This window comes from Bifidobacterium sp. LH_730, assembly GCF_056355835.1.
Genome location: NZ_JBKETB010000001.1, coordinates 381,152 through 396,177, shown reverse-complemented (window position 1 = coordinate 396,177; position 15,026 = coordinate 381,152). Strand labels below are relative to the sequence as shown.

The window sequence follows — 15,026 nt, the reverse complement described above, 5'->3', positions numbered from 1 at the left end:
GTGATGTGCCGCCCAGCCTACACGCCGCCCGGCATATGCGGCGGGCGAGCCGCCGGTCGGAATCAGAGCGTTATGCCGAGCGTGGCTAGAACGGATAGATAGGCGAGCGTTATGACGGCGAAGACGATATCGCGCGTGCGGACCGTCATCTCGCGCCATGGCGTGCGCCGCGCACCCGCCTCATAGCAGCGCGCGTCGAGCGCCAGAGACAGATTGTCGGCGTGACGCAGCGTGCCCGCGAACACAGGCACGACGATTGCGGTCAGTGCCTTGAGCCTGCTCACCGGCGAACCGGTTTCGATGGAGCCGCCGCGCGCCGACTGCGCGTCGATGATTGCGCGCGTCTCGTCGGTCAGCGTGGGCAGGAACCGCAATGCCAGACTTGTCACCAAGGCGATCTCCTGCGTATGCACGCCGAAACGGGTCAGCGGTGACAGCAGCGAGGCGAGTGCGTCGGTGATTGCCGTCGGCATGGTGGCGGCGAGGAAGACCGCGCCCATCAACACGACCAGCATGAAACGACAGGCATAGAGCAGTGCGATGCGCGCGCCGTCGTCGGTGATGGACAGCCATCCGAAGTCAAGCAATGGTGTGCCGGAGCGCACGACGACGAGATTGACCAAGCCCATCAACATGACCAATGTCAAAATCACGCGAGTCGAAGCCAGCAGCCGCAGCGGACTAAGCCGCGCGGCGGCTGCAAGCCCCACCAGCATCACCGTGCCAAGCGCCAATTGCCAGAGGTTGTTGATGGCGAAGGCCGAGAACATCATCACCAGGAAAGCGACGAGTTTGACGCGCGGATCGAGCCGTGACAGCAATGGGCCGCGGCAGGCTGTGTCGCAATCGTTTGACGATTGCGTGGGGTGAACTACATCCATATGCACGACGCGGTCGGCCAGCGTATGTGCTTCAGAAAGCGAATGCGTGACGATCAGTATGGCCACGCCACGCGCCTTGAGATCGCGCACCAGTTGGGCGATGCGTTCGCTGGCCTTGGCGTCAAGCCCGGCTGTCGGCTCGTCCATCACCAGCACCTTCGGCTCGCAGGCGACGACCCCGGCGATGGCCGCCAGACGCTGCTGCCCGCCGGAGAGATGGAAGGGCGAGCGGTCGGCCAGATGCGCGATACCGAGCAATTTCATCGCATCCTCGGTTCTCGCGGCGACCTGGGTGTCGTCCAGCCCTTGGTTGCGCGGTCCGTAGGCCACATCGTCGCGCACCGTCTCGGCGAACAACTGCCGCTCGGGATGCTGCATCACCAGTCCGAGCGTGCGGCGCAGGACACGGGTCCGCCGCCGGGGAAGTGGCTTGCCGTCGTGTGCCACAATCGTCTCGCCGACACGGATCGAACCGGCGTCGGGCCTGTCAAGCGCGGCGATCAGCCGGGTGAGCGTGGATTTGCCCGAGCCGTTCGTGCCCATCAACGCCACCACTTCGCCCGGGGCGACGGACAAGGACACATCGTCCACGGCCGGCCGCTCGGCACCCGGATAGGAGAACGAGACATGCGATATCTCCAAAGCAGGAGTCGGAGAGGAGGGGGGAACCGGTTCGGTGAGGAATCCGGAATCAAATGCTGCGGAGTCTGTCAGAGCAATATCCGGTTCATGAGTCTGGGTAGTTGTCCTGTCGAGTGACTGGGCAACTATTGCGTGTCCGTCGGATGCGTAGATCTCGACTTTCGCCGTGAAACGAGCGGGTCGCGGCGAGGCTACGTTTCCGCTGTCCTCGACGATATGCCCATGCTCAAGCCGCACGATGCGGTCCGCATGCGCGAGCTCTTCGGGATGATGGGTGACATGCACGATGGTGGTGCCCATGGTCTGCAATCGGTCGAGGATGCGCATCACCTCGGCGCGCGCGGCCGGGTCGAGCATCGCGGTCGGCTCGTCGAGCACCAGCATGCGCGGACGCATCGCCAACATGCCTGCGATGGCGATCCGCTGCTGCTGGCCGCCGCTCATACGCGTCGGATCGTCATGGCGGTGCGCGGCCATACCCACCGCATCAAGCGCATGCGCGATACGCCCCGCGATCCGGGCGCGCCCAATCCCAAGGTTCTCCGGGCCGAAGGCCACGTCATCCTCGGTGCGCGTGGCGACGATCTGATCCTCCGGGTTCTGGAACACCGCGCCGATGCTCCGGCGCGCCAAACGGTAGGCGTCGGCGTCCGGTCCCTCGGCATCGAACACCAGATGCCCGGCCAAACGCACCTCGCCCGCATCCGGCGCAGCGAGACCGGCGATCAGCCGGGCCAGCGTCGACTTGCCCGAGCCATTCGCCCCGATCAGGCAGATGCGCTCGCCGGCGGCGATATCCAAGGACAGATCGTCAAGCGTCCAACTGGCGCCGCCATCATAGGAAAAGCGCACATGTCGCAGCCGCGCTCCCGCGCCAACGACGGTCGCGGCATCACGTTCGCCGGTATCCATCGTTCACCGCCGATCAAGCAGCGTGGTGACGGGCTTGTATATCAGGAACGTCACCACCGCGTGAATCGCGAACTTGATGATATTGAACGGCAGCAGAATCGGCACGATCATCGCCGCGACCTGCGCCATCGTCATATGCGCGTAGAGCGGCGTGACGATGAGATTGCCGGTGATCGCGGCCACCAGTGCAAGCACAACGCCGACCAGGATGCCGATCAAAGCGCCGCGCCGCGAACGCATCCGCCGGTAGATGAGCGCCGCCGGCACCGATAGCGCCAACGCGACCAACACCGCCATCAGTGAGCCCCACGGGTCGGCGAACATATGCGGCAGGAATCCGAGCGTCGATACGATAACCGCGGCGGACGGGCCGAAGGCGAAGCCGGCGATCAGGCAGACGATGCCCGACGGATCGTATTTGAGCCACACGGCGCCCGGGAACAGCGGCACCTCGATAAAACTGACGGCCATCGTCAGCGCGACGAACAGCGCGTACATCGCGATGCGCTTGGTCGACCAGCGGCCGGCATCGGCCACGCCCGTCGCGTGCGTGCCGGTGGCATGGTCGTGCGCATGCGGAGGTCGTGCGGATTGCGGAGACCGCGTGGGTCGTGGCGATTGGGTATGCGAAGACATGCTCATACGAGCTCCGTTTCTTTCATCCGGACTATGACCGTTGGCTCCGGAATCGCACCGGATCGGCCGCCGAGGCGGCTCGCGGGCTCCCATGCGCCGAGCGCATGGCTACCGCCAGTAAGGGATTGCACCTTCCCTGAAACTTGTTCGACCACATATACACGCCCGATATGACGGATGGATGCCACGGGCCGCTATGCGGGACGCGCCGGCGGACGCTGCGCGCGCATGGCCGCGTTCGGTGCGACAATGGGTCACATGACCAATGAGAAGCGCACGGGACGGCATGCCCAGTCCACCGGCATCGACAAACTCGCCATCGTCGTGGTGACCTACAAGCGTCAGGAGCTGCTGGCGACGCTCTTCGAATCGATCGAGTCGCTTGAACAGGCGCCGTGGCGCGTCGTCGTCGTCGATAACGAGCACAGCGACACGACCGCGGATATGGTTGCGGATTTCGGCAGGAAACTCACCGAGCAGTGGGGCCGCACGGTGGCCGACCGCTCTGGCAACCAGGAGCGCGTCGTCTATGCGCCGCAAACCGACAATCTCGGCGGAGCCGGCGGCTTCTCGGCGGGTGTCAGGAAGGCCTACGACCTCGGCGCCGAATGGTTCTGGGTGATGGACGACGATGTGGCCGTGCTACCCGACGCCATCGGCAAGCTCTCGCGCTGGACGCCGCGCCACGACGTCATCCAGGGCAGCCGTTTCGACTATGACGGCGGTCCGTTCTACTGGCAATACGATTTCATCGTGCCGCTCGGCATCCCCAATCCGATCGCTCCCGCGGCCTTCGGCAAGGCCGGATATCGCACGATGAACACACTGTGCTTCGAAGGCGGCCTGTTCCGCCGCAATATCGTCGAGAAAATCGGCCTGCCCGACCCGCGGTTCTTCATCTATTGGGACGACACGATGTATGGCTACCGCGCCAGCAAGGTCACCAATCCGATCGTCGTGCCCGATGTGATCCTGCGCCGCACGCGTCAGATCGGCAACTGGGATATCGCCGGCGTGCGCCAGCTCAACTCGACCTCCGATATGAACCGTTACCATATCATGCGCAACCGCGGCTATATGGCCCGCTATTTCATGGCCTACGGTGATTATCGCCCGCTGGCCTTCGCCCTCGGCACCGCGGCGACCTTCGCCAAGGAGCTGATCCGCCTGGCCATGGTCGACCGCGAGCATCTCGGCAGCGGCATCAAGGAATTGGCGCGCGGCTGGAGGGATTCGCGCAAGCTGCTGCACGAGCCCGGCTGGCAGCCGATGCCGCCGCTCAAGTAGCCGATATGGGGAGTCATTTGGTCGGCTGAAAAGCGGTTTCGTCGGCTCTTTGTCCGTGTGAGCGTTAACGAAACACCGGCGGTGCGTAAAACCGGTTCGAGAACGCCGGTTTTGGGGACCTGTGTGCGCTACAATGCCCCAGTACCGGTTCGATACCACCAAAATCCATATCCCCATGGAGGTCAATGATGATTGAAACTGCACAGGCATTCGGCGTCGATATCGGCGGATCCGGCATCAAGGCCGCTCCCGTCAATCTCGAGAAGGGCGAGTTCGCCGAGCCGAGGCTCAAGATCCTGACCCCCGAGGTCTCCACCCCGCAGGCCGTGGCCGACATCGTGCGTCAGCAGCTCGAGCACTTCCAGGTCCCCGAATCCGCTCCGGTCGGCATCGCCTTCCCCGCCCCGATCAAGCCGGGCCAGCCGCTCGACTTCATGGCCAACCTCGATCAGTCGTGGATCGGCGTCGACGTGACCGCCGTGTTCTCCGAGGCATGCGGCCGCCCGGTCGTCGTCGTCAATGACGCGGACGCCGCCGGCCTGGCCGAGCAGCAGTTTGGCGCCGCCAAGGGCGAGGACGGCCTGGTCATCGCCACGACCCTCGGCACCGGCATCGGCACCGCCCTGATCTACAACGGCGTGTTGGTCCCCAACACCGAGCTCGGGCACATCATCCTCGACAAGAAGCATCTCGATGCCGAGAAGTACGCCGCCTCCTCGGTCAAGGATCTTGAGGCGCTGAGCTACAAGAAGTGGGCCAAGCGTCTGACCAAGTACTACGGCCTCATGGAGACGCTGTTCAATCCCGACCTCTTCGTCGTCGGCGGCGGCGTGAGCAAGGACAGCGATAAGTTCATGCATCTCATCGACATCAAGACCCCGATTGTGCCCGCCGTGTTGCGCAACGAGGCCGGCATCGTCGGTGCCGCCTATTACGCCAGCACCAAGCAGGCCTGAGCAATCGCCTGAGACGATTCCTCGACGGCGGCGCGCCGCGCACGACCCATCGGTCGGATGCGGCGCACCGCCGTTCGTGTATTCTTCCCTGCCGACGGTGGAGGGGCCGCGCGAGTAAAGTGGGGGCCATGAGCGTGCATTTCTCCTCGCGTGTCGACATCAGCGAACCCAATCCGATCGCGGCGGCCGAAGCCCGGGCCAAGGCCGAAGGGCTTCCCCTCGGCAAACTCAACGATTCGAATCCCACGCGCCATGGGCTCGCCCCGGCATCGTTGCCGGAGGAATACGCCGCCGAACCGCGTGGTCCGCGCGCGGCGCGCGAAGCCCTCGCGCGATTCATCGGGGGAGCGTCTGGACGGGCCCTCGATCCCGACCGCCTGTATGTGCTGTCCTCGACCTCGCAGGCATATTCCTGGCTGATCAAGCTGCTGTGCGACGCGGGCGACGCGGTGCTCACGCCCAAGCCCGGATATCCGCTTATCGAATCGATCGCGCGCCTCGAATGCGTGGACGCGATCGAATACCAGCTTGTCTACGACGGCTCGTGGACCATCGACTTGGGCGAGCTGACCGCGCTGCTCGACGGGCCGGACGGGGCTCGCATCCGCGCGATCGTGCTCATCAATCCCAACAATCCCACCGGCTCCTATGTCAAGCCCGTCGAACGCGAGGCCATTGTGCGTCTCGCGGCCGAACGTGGCCTCGCGATTATCGCCGACGAGGTCTTCTTCGACTACGCACTCGATCCTTTGGAAGGCAACGCCCGGCTGGCGGGGGAGGATGGCGCGCTGGTCTTCGCGCTCGATGGTTTCTCCAAAACGCTCGCCGCCCCGCATGCCAAGGTCGGTTGGATCGAGGTTTCCGGGCCTGGGGACGAGGTGGTCGAGGCGATGCGCCGCCTCGACGTGATCGCCGACGACTATCTGCCGATGAGCACGCTGATCGCCCGGCGGATTCCGGAGATGCTCGAGTCCGCGCCCGCGCAGACCGCGCGTGTGCATGGGCGCGTGCGGGACAATCTCGCGACGCTCAAGGCGATGCTCGCCGCCGATGAGCATGGCCTGGTCGATTTGCTGCGCGCCGAGGGCGGATGGAATGTGCTGCTGCGCGTGCCCGCGGTGCTCGACGAGAACGAGCTGGTGCTCCGGTTGATCGCCGACCATCGGCTCAGCGGCCAGCCCGGCTATTTCTTCGATATGACCTCGAACGGCTATCTGGCGATTTCCCTGCTGCCCGAGCCGGAGGAATTCGAGGGCCATGTGCGCGCCGTGCTCGACACGGTGAACGCGATGATCGAGGAAGGCTGAGCCATTGGTGCGTGGCTGAGGCGGGGCTCAGCCACATCAGGCCGCGCACCGGCAAGTCCGGTAGAAGCCTGAGTATGGCGGCATGCGCCGTCCTTAACGCTGCGAGCCCGCCTTCATCTCCTCGAAACGCCGCCGCACCAAGTCGTCATAGAAGGCGACGGCCTCGTCGGGCGCGCCGTCGAAGACGACATGCTTGTCGTCGAGCACCAGCACGCGTTCGACCGCATATTCGGGGCGCGTCGCCAATCCCATGTCGTGCGTGGCGAACACCACCTGCCGGTCATAGGAGAACAGCGCCTTGGCCACATGCGCCGCGCCGCGTTCATCCAGTCCCTTGGTCGGCTCGTCGGCCACAATCGCGGCGGGGGAGTGTGCCAGCGCCGCCACGATGGCCAGCAGATGCCGCTGTTCGGCGTTGAGTTCGCCGGCGCCGCGCCGGGCCATGTCGGACAGGCTGAAATGCGCGAAGAGATCGCCGACGATCGCGTGACGCTCGGATTCGGGGAATCCGGCGCGCTTGAGTTTTTCCTCGACGGCCTGGCCGATGTCCTTGGCCTGCATGAACGAGTTGGGGATCTCCTCGCGCCGCACGCGACCGACGACCTGTTCAAGCCGGCGCTTGTCCCGTTTGGCGGCCGGATCGATGGTCTCTCCGCCGCCGAACAGCGTCACCATGCCGCCACTGGCCAGCAGCGTGCCATCCAGCAGACCAAGCAGCGTGGATTTGCCGGAGCCATTGAGCCCGACCACGGCCACGCGTTTCTCGGAGATCATCAGCGTCGTGGGCGTGAGCCCCACGGTGCCGTCGACATAGGTGTGCGAGGCGTGGTCGAGCGAGAACCCAAGCGATGCCGGCGCCGGCTTGGCGCGTCTGGTGAACAATCCCATGCGCACCATTCTAGGCGCGCGGGAATCTCAGGCGAAATAGAAGCCCTCGAAGCCGTATTGGTAGACGCGGTAGATATAGCTGGTGCTCAGCGGCATGGCATACTGCGCCAGCAGCGTGCCGTCCTCGTCGTAGGTACCGATCAGCCCCTGCATGCCCGAGTCGATGAGCACATGGCCGTTGCCCAGCTCCTGCGCCGAGCTCACATACGGCGAGTAGGGCACGTCGAAGGCCGTGGTCTCGGTGTAGGTTCCGGCGTTCTCATCGACCAGATAGCGGCGGTACTGCGAGTGCGAGCCCTCGTCCTTCGCGCTTTGCGCGGTGGAGATGCCGTCGATGACGGTCCATTCGAAATCGGGGCGGGTCATCGCATAGCCGAAGTTGTTGTCGAACATGTAGAGGTAGTACTGTCCGTCGGCAAGCGAGGGATCGTCGTCGTCGACGGTGATCGAATGCTGGCCGCCGGTGTCGGGGAAGTCGCCCTCCTTGTCGAGGAACAGCGCCTGGTCGTCCTCGAAGCCGTCCCATACGCTCGGCTCGCCGATCATGTATTCGACCTTCGGGTCGGTTTCGATGTCGGCGACCTTGATCATCGTCGAGGTTTCGCGGGCGGAGAGCAGCGCCGAGCCGTCGTCCATGAGCTGGATCGTGTTGAAGTGGATCCAATCCCAGCGGTTCTTGGCCGTCGGATCGGATTCGTCGATGCCGGAATGGTCGGTGGAGGCCTTGTACTCGGGGAAGATCTCGCCGAAATCGACCAAGCGGGTCACCTCTCCGGAATCGGTGTCGACCTTGATGACCTGATCCTGCACGGCATGGTCGTCGCGCCCTAGTTCGGTGGCCAGGGAGACGATGTTGCCCTCGTCGTCGAGCTGATAGTCGTGGTGGAGGATGAACTGGTCACCCAAATCAATGATCTTCTCCAGCTTGCCGAGCCGGTTCATACCGACGAAATGCTTGGTCGAGGCGGAGAACCACATGAGCCCGTCGTCGTCGAACAGCAGCCGGTGCGAGCGGTAGTAGAGCACCGGCACCTCGCCGCGCAGCACGCCATCGGTGTCGTAGTAGAACATGAAGTCCTGCTCGTTCGAATCGTTGCCGAGGACCGCATAGAGGCCGTCTCCGAGGTCGGTGGCCTCCACCTCGCCGGCGGTGCGTTCCAGACGGACGCCTTCGTTGCCCAGCAACGAAGGTCCCTTGCGTGTGACGGTGCGCTCGATGGAGGCGCCGTCCTCGGATTCGATCGAGAAGGTGATCGTGTTGGTTTCGTCCGGGATCAAACCGAGCACCAGGAACTCGTGTTCGGTTGCGGTCGCCTCGCCGTCGGCGTTCGCGGCGGTGCGCGTGAAATCGGGATATCCCTCGACGGAGACTGTGTAGGTGACGGCGGCGGGATCGTCGGTGGTGAAGTAGACGTAGAGCGAGGTGGTGTTGGTGCCGTAGGGATTCTCCTCGAGCACCATATCGTCGACTCCATGCTCGCCGTCGGCCTTGAGGTCGGCGAGCCGTTCGTCGGCCATCTGCTGGTAATCGGCGGTGTAGACGTTCTCGACGGCGGCGTTGAGCCGTTCCACGCGCCGCTGCCTGACGCCTGCGGTGACGTCCTCCTGGGTCGCCATGCACATCAGTGCCGCGATGATGATGGTCAATGCCGCGGTGCCCCAGCGGAGGACGGCGCGACGGGTGTGTTGCATAGGGGTGGCCATGGTGAATTCTGCTCGTTTTCGGGGTCGGATACGCCTATGGATAGTATGCCGCGTGCCTTGGAATTGCATGGCGTGCCCGATGTGCGGACCATGCGAAGAAACCGGGCGTTCGCTGGGAGGGGTGGCTAGAGCAGCCGGAACCAGGCGGCGACCTCGTGATAGAGCGCCGGGGCGCCGTTGAGCAGTTCGTCGGAACGGCCCGGGGTGAAGCAGCTGAGCGCGGTGAAGGTCGCGACGGCCAGCAATAGCGCCAGCGCCGTCCAGCGCCAAAGACGTGTGCGCAGGGATGACATATGGATCGCGTCGGTGACGTCGGCCGCGGCGGATGCGGGGACATCCGTCCAATCGCGCCGTCCGTCGACCAAGGCCAGCAGCGCGGGCAGCGAAGCCAAGGCGAACAGCCAGCCGAAATCGGCGATATACCGCCATCCAAGTCCGCCCTTGAGCGTGTCGATGACGACCAGCGCCAGTCCCAGCACCAGACAGGAGACGGCGAACGGCCACTGTCCGCTTGCCCGCATCCGCCGACGCAGGAAGGGCGCGGCGAACGCCAGCGCCACGAACGGGCACAATACGAACAGTCCGCCGACCATCGGCTCGGCATAGGCCCACTGCGGCATCGGCGTCGGGCTCAGCGCCACCCACGGGAACGCGTCTGTCAAACGCAGCGGAAGGAACAGATAATATCCGATCGTCACCGGCACATCGGCAAGCGGTTGCGTGAAACGCGTCATATCGGTGACGGTCATCTGATAGCGCTCGCCGAAATCCAGGGGAGAGCCGAAACGGGCCACATTGTAGGCCAATACCGGTATGGCCACGGCCAAAGCGGGCAGCAGCACGGCGGCCGGCGCGCGCAACGCCTGGCCAAGATGCGCCGTATGCGAGCGGATGTCGCGGATCAAACCGGCGATCTGCGTACGGAAGATCGCGAATCCCAGCAATGCCGACAGGGCGAAGGTGGGGCGGCAGCCGATATTCGCCGCGATGCACAGCGCCCCCAATGCGAGGCGGGGGAGGGACAGCGGGCGTGCGCCCGACACCGACCAACGGTCCGATGGGGTCAGCGGCGGGCGCGAGGTGTCCGCGCCAAGCCACAGCCACAATCCCAGCGTCGTGAACATCAGCGAGGCGGCCATCGGCACCGAATAGAAATTCGTGCGGAACCACAGATACGGCGCGTTGGCGCCGAACAGGAACACGGCCAACGCGAGGATTGCGGCCGCCAGCGGCGTCGACGGCGCGATGCGGGAGACCAGGCGCAGCGTCAGCAGCGAGCCGAACAGCAGGAAGCCGAACATCAGCAGCGGCACGGCCGCGCCCGAGGGCAGCATCAGGCCGCCGTCGACGAACAGCGAGGTGATTGCGCGGTAGGGAACGAACAGCAGCACGGCCGGCAGCACGCCGAAATAGGAATACCAGTGGCCGTCGTGGAAGGCGTAGTCCCAGTAGAGCGGAGTGGCGCCTTGGGCGAGCAGCTGGTCGCGCATGCCCACATCATGCGGGGCGCCGGCGGCCGCCAGCGCATCTGGCACCGGCAGGTCCAGCCAGGCGTGGCCGGCCAGCAATGCGTCGGCCACATGGCCGTATTGATCGAAGTCATAGGTGTAGTCGCCCGGTTTGTGGAACACGAGCGGCGAGGCGAAGACGATGGCCCGCCCCACGGCCACGGCGGTCAGCGCGGCGCAACCCGCCATGCAGGCGGCGAATGCGAGCCGCTGCGCGCGAGAGGCGGGATCGAGGCGGATGCGCCAAAGCCTCGAACCCGGGCGCAGCAATGCGACCGCCAGCGCCACCGCGAGCATCACCGCCACGCGCGCGAAGGAGAACTCGAAGGGCACGCGCACATTCGCGCGCACCGCTTGTACCGGCAGCAGCGTGCCGGCCGGCTCCTGGAACCACACGCGCAGCGTGCCCGATCCCTCGGCGCGCACATAGAGCGAGCGCGGCGCATCGATCGACACGGACTGGGCGTGGCCCGCATGCCCCGGCGCATCAAGGCGCAGCGTCATCATCGAGGTGAGATGGAGGCGTGCGACATCGTCCGCATCATCCTCGGACTGTTCGGAGGCGAGGGCCTTGCGCTCGCGCTCCATGGCGGCGCGGTCGACGGCGTCGACGCGCGCATAGCCGGAGGTGCCGTCGGCCTCGACGGCCAGCCATGCGCCGGTTGGATCTACGACCTCAAGCAGCCCGGCATCCGTGCGATTGAGGCCCGGCCCCAGCTGGTTCGACGCGGAGGCCGTGTCCGTGCTCGCGCCCACCGTCGACCAGAACGGCATATTGAACACGGCGCACTCGAGCGCGAGGGCCGCCAGCAGCACAAGCAGGGCGGCCAAGGACGTGCGGCGGCGTCGGCGCGGGGCATGGAGAGAAGCGGACACGTCATTATTCTATAGGCTGCATGTCGTGTTGCATTGGGACAATGGGCCGCATGTCACGACACGAACCACACACGAACGAGCCTGCCCGAGCACCGAAGGCCGACCTGTTCGCCCGTGTGGGACGGGCGTTGCGCGGCATGCGCAAGGGGACGGGCGCCGCTGCCGCCGGGGGGCGGGCGGCGGGCGGCGACCCGATAGCGGGAACCGTCGAGGCCATGGCCTCGGGCGGCGACCCGGTCAAGGAACTGGCCCGGCGCGCCACTTTGCTCGGTCCCCTCGTCAAGCGCCATGTCATCGAAGGCATCGACGGCGTGCCGGAGGGACTGTCCCTCGGCTGGGCGCAACTGCCCGCCTCCAAGGGCCGCGGATTCTCACTCGGCCTGTTCACCGACCGCAGTCACTTCGCGCAGATCGCGCTCGCCGACGACAAGGGACGTGTGTTCGTCGGCGCCGACCCCGCCATGGACACGCACGGCATGGAGCCGCGCTTCCTCTTCGGCAAGGAAGGCACGGTGACGATTCCCGACGGACCGCGCATCGGGCACGAGCCGACCGCAGGCGGAGCGGCGCCGCATATGGTCGAGGCCGTCACCGGCGGCGTGGTCGGGCGCGACTTCTCCGGACGCCTCGTGTGGCTGGCCTCCTGGATCAAAACGTCCAACCGGTATTCCCTCGAACAGCTGCGCGTCGACCTGCCCGCATCCAGCCGCATCGGGCTCGAATACCGCGACGCCGTGGCCACGGCCTTCTTCGCCGCCTATATGATGCCGCAGATCAACGGCCTGCTCATCGGCTTCGGCTCCGGCAACATCTTCCGCAGACTCAACCGCGAAGCGCCGATCGGCGCGATCCGCCGCTGCGTGCGCGACACGCTCGAGGCACGCGCCCACGGCATGCGCGCCTCCGGACTGGAGGACCATTTCGCCGACCTCATGCGCGAGGCCGGCGCCCTCGACGACGATCCCGGCATCCAGGCCGTGCATGGCGCCGAGCCACTGCACCTCTACACATCCAGCTACTCGGGCTGCTATTTCTTCGCATGGAGCGCGCAGATGGCCGTCGGACCGGCCCTGAAGGCTCTGCGCATCGAAGGCAATCTCAACCGCTTCGCCGCCGTCAGCTCCTGGCTGGAACGCAACGCGCGCATCGGAGTGGGCCCCACCGAGGACACCGTCACACGAGCCGAGGCCGCGCAGATCGACATGGCGCTGCTTGAGAATCCGGCCCTGCTGGCGTTGAAACCCGACGAGCGGCCCGGCCGGGGCTTCGATCCGGTCCACGACGACGGCACCGGCGCCGCCTACCGTCTTGTCGACGAGGCGCGCAAGGCCGCCGCGCGCATCGCGGCCGACCATCCCGATCCGGCCGGCGGCGCGCAAAGCGGCGAATGGGTGTGCCGCCAATCGCTGTCCACGCTGATCCGCCGTCTGCGCCTGCCCTATCGCTTCGACGCGGAGTTCCGTCTCGATCTGGGACGGGGCAGCGCCGCCATAGCCTTCACCACTGCCGGCGCCTCCATGATGCCGGAAAGCCGCTATGACGAGTCCAGCCATGGATGGCGTGCGTTGGACGGGGCCGAACGCGCTTCGATGAGCGCCGACTACAACCTGCGCGTCGGCCTGATGATGGCCGCGCTGGCCTTCGGCACCGATGAACGCGTGCGCCAGGTCAGCCTGCACATCGATTCCATCGGCCTCGAGGAAGCCGTGGCGGAACAGGACTCGGCGATCAGCGAGCTGATGGGCGAGGCGCTCAATGCCTTCGAACGCATGCGCGTGGGAGACCCGGGCGCCTCCGGCGGCAAGGCCGACCCCAAGGACGGCGATGTGCATGGAGACCCGACCCGGCCGATGCATCTGATCGGCGACACGACCGGCATCGAGGAGCCCGGCGTCGACGACGCCCAGGGCGACCATGATTCGTTGGACAGCCAGTTCGAGGATCTGATGCGCGGAGCCGACATCGACGACATGGTGTTCTCCGCTCCGCTGGACGGCGCCAACGCGGTGCGAGGGGAGTCCGGTTCCGGCGACGGTTCCGGCGCTGACTCCACGCCCGCCGATCCGATGAGCGCGCTGCGAAGCAACCCCACCGTGCGCAACCTCGTCACCGTGACCCTGCCCAGGGACGCCTTCCTGACGCGTCTCAAGGAGACCGGGCTGACCGATCCCCTGGACACATACCGCCTGTTCGACGCGGCGCTCGACATCGACGGCCGTGGCGCGCTCGTTCCCCAGGACGCCGGCTTCGATATGCATGACGCTAGATTCTCTCCCGTCGGCTCGCAGGAGGAACCCGAGCTGATCGACAGACGTCTGGAAGACGACGTGGCCCGTGTGCTCGGCGCCGATGACGCCACCGGACTGTCCATCCAGCGCGCCGACCTGCTGCAGCGCGCCGTCGCCGATTTCCACCGGCTCGCCGCCGACCAAGACCTGGCCTCCGTCGCCAAGGCACAGGAGGCCATGCGCATCGTCGGGCGTTTCGCGGATCCCGAGCTGACCGCGCTCGCCCCGCAGGTGACCCGTGCGCTGATCGATGGCGAGGACACCCCGGACCTCGCGTTCCCCCTGTCCGACGAACTCGACGGCGAACGGGTCAAGACCCGCGACCTGCTGTTCTCCGGCCGCGCCGACCAGGCCTTCGAAACGGCCGAGGCGGCGCTCAAGCGCCTCGACGCGATGTTCGACGCCCCCGGCGGCGTGCCACGGTATTTCAACTCCTATGCGGAGCGCGTCGTATACAACCGTCTGTTCGCCACCGACGGCGAGACCACCGTGCTCATCCCCGACAACCTGTTCTACGCGCATATGGAACTGGCCGACGTGCTCGCCCAGATCAAGGGGGTCAAGGCCGCGCTGCCGCACCTGAACACCTTGGTCAAATACGCGCCCGCCTATCCGCTGTCGCATATGAAGCTCGCCGTCCAACTCGCCCGCGTCGAGGACTGGGATTCGGCGCGCGCCGCCTGCCTCAACGCGTTGCGCGTCGCCCTCGACCGCGACGACGCCGCCTTCGCCTACTATCGTCTCGCCTACGCCGAATGGATGCAGGACCGCTTCGCCACCGCGGCGGCGGCCTATATCATGTCCGACCATATCGCCCCCGGGCAGATCGGCGCCCTCGAAAGCGAGTTGCAGGAGCTGGTCGCGCGCGCCGACTCGCAATGCATTCCCGTGCCTGAATCCGTCGACGCGGCGGCGGCGACGCTCGCCGCGCACGACCTGCCCGTGTGGCCGCACACCGAGGTCGCCTCGATTGTGCGCGACGCGGCGCGCGTCTGCGTCGACCAAGGCATGTTCGTGCCCGCGCGCACGCTGGCGTTGGCCGCCGCGCGCATGAACGACGGCGACGACGGGGGAGTGGACGTGGTGCAGGCGCAGTTCCTGCGCTCGCTCAACGCCTGAGATTGTGGACGTCCGGGGTTGC

At 66.0% G+C, this 15,026-nt stretch carries 9 protein-coding genes and 1 riboswitch; of the genes, 4 read left to right on the top strand and 5 right to left on the bottom strand.

Features of this window, described 5'->3' with window-relative positions; genetic code table 11:
• Positions 1 to 62: 62 nt before the first annotated feature.
• Complete coding sequence (locus tag AC1AUD_RS01970) at positions 63 to 2,435, bottom strand: energy-coupling factor transporter ATPase (RefSeq protein WP_476571552.1); 2,373 nt, start codon at positions 2,433 to 2,435, stop codon at positions 63 to 65.
• Positions 2,436 to 2,438: 3 nt separating this feature from the next.
• Positions 2,439 to 3,077, bottom strand: a complete 639-nt coding sequence (locus tag AC1AUD_RS01965; protein ID WP_476571550.1) for an ECF transporter S component — start codon at positions 3,075 to 3,077, stop codon at positions 2,439 to 2,441.
• Positions 3,078 to 3,081: 4 nt separating this feature from the next.
• Positions 3,082 to 3,219, bottom strand: a riboswitch (FMN riboswitch).
• A gap of 110 nt (positions 3,220 to 3,329) precedes the next feature.
• On the opposite strand from AC1AUD_RS01965, the gene AC1AUD_RS01960 reads away from it, so the two are divergent.
• From AC1AUD_RS01960 to AC1AUD_RS01950, 3 genes are all read left to right on the top strand, one after another.
• Positions 3,330 to 4,358 (top strand): glycosyltransferase family 2 protein, encoded by a 1,029-nt coding sequence (locus tag AC1AUD_RS01960; RefSeq protein WP_476571548.1) that lies wholly within the window; start codon positions 3,330 to 3,332, stop codon positions 4,356 to 4,358.
• 188 nt (positions 4,359 to 4,546) lie between these two features.
• Entirely contained in the window at positions 4,547 to 5,314 is a 768-nt protein-coding gene (ppgK, locus tag AC1AUD_RS01955) for a polyphosphate--glucose phosphotransferase (protein WP_476571765.1), read from the top strand.
• A gap of 128 nt (positions 5,315 to 5,442) precedes the next feature.
• Complete coding sequence (locus tag AC1AUD_RS01950; protein WP_476571546.1) at positions 5,443 to 6,621, top strand: pyridoxal phosphate-dependent aminotransferase; 1,179 nt, start codon at positions 5,443 to 5,445, stop codon at positions 6,619 to 6,621.
• Positions 6,622 to 6,714: 93 nt separating this feature from the next.
• On the opposite strand, the gene AC1AUD_RS01945 is transcribed toward AC1AUD_RS01950, so the two are convergent.
• The 3 genes from AC1AUD_RS01945 to AC1AUD_RS01935 all read right to left on the bottom strand — a co-directional run bounded on the left by AC1AUD_RS01945 (position 6,715) and on the right by AC1AUD_RS01935 (position 11,597).
• Positions 6,715 to 7,518 (bottom strand): ATP-binding cassette domain-containing protein, encoded by an 804-nt coding sequence (locus AC1AUD_RS01945; RefSeq protein WP_476571544.1) that lies wholly within the window; start codon positions 7,516 to 7,518, stop codon positions 6,715 to 6,717.
• Positions 7,519 to 7,536: 18 nt separating this feature from the next.
• Positions 7,537 to 9,213 (bottom strand): aryl-sulfate sulfotransferase, encoded by a 1,677-nt coding sequence (locus AC1AUD_RS01940; protein WP_476571542.1) that lies wholly within the window; start codon positions 9,211 to 9,213, stop codon positions 7,537 to 7,539.
• 125 nt (positions 9,214 to 9,338) lie between these two features.
• Positions 9,339 to 11,597 carry a hypothetical protein gene (locus tag AC1AUD_RS01935; RefSeq protein WP_476571540.1) on the bottom strand — a complete coding sequence of 753 codons (2,259 nt, stop codon included), beginning with the start codon at positions 11,595 to 11,597 and terminating at the stop codon, positions 9,339 to 9,341.
• Positions 11,598 to 11,734: 137 nt separating this feature from the next.
• Between AC1AUD_RS01935 and AC1AUD_RS01930 the strand changes: the two genes are divergently transcribed.
• Positions 11,735 to 15,004: a tetratricopeptide repeat protein gene (locus AC1AUD_RS01930; RefSeq protein ID WP_476571763.1), complete on the top strand. Its 3,270-nt coding sequence runs from the start codon at positions 11,735 to 11,737 to the stop codon at positions 15,002 to 15,004.
• The last annotated feature ends 22 nt before the right edge of the window (positions 15,005 to 15,026 follow it).

Coding starts and splice junctions, on each gene's coding strand:
- AC1AUD_RS01930 (WP_476571763.1), top strand. CDS start 11,735: ATGCGCAAGGGGACGGGCGCCGCTGCCGCCGGGGGGCGGGCGGCGGGC.
- AC1AUD_RS01960 (WP_476571548.1), top strand. CDS start 3,330: ATGACCAATGAGAAGCGCACGGGACGGCATGCCCAGTCCACCGGCATC.
- ppgK (WP_476571765.1), top strand. CDS start 4,547: ATGATTGAAACTGCACAGGCATTCGGCGTCGATATCGGCGGATCCGGC.
- AC1AUD_RS01940 (WP_476571542.1), bottom strand. CDS start 9,213: ATGGCCACCCCTATGCAACACACCCGTCGCGCCGTCCTCCGCTGGGGC.
- AC1AUD_RS01945 (WP_476571544.1), bottom strand. CDS start 7,518: ATGGTGCGCATGGGATTGTTCACCAGACGCGCCAAGCCGGCGCCGGCA.
- AC1AUD_RS01950 (WP_476571546.1), top strand. CDS start 5,443: ATGAGCGTGCATTTCTCCTCGCGTGTCGACATCAGCGAACCCAATCCG.
- AC1AUD_RS01970 (WP_476571552.1), bottom strand. CDS start 2,435: ATGGATACCGGCGAACGTGATGCCGCGACCGTCGTTGGCGCGGGAGCG.
- AC1AUD_RS01965 (WP_476571550.1), bottom strand. CDS start 3,077: ATGAGCATGTCTTCGCATACCCAATCGCCACGACCCACGCGGTCTCCG.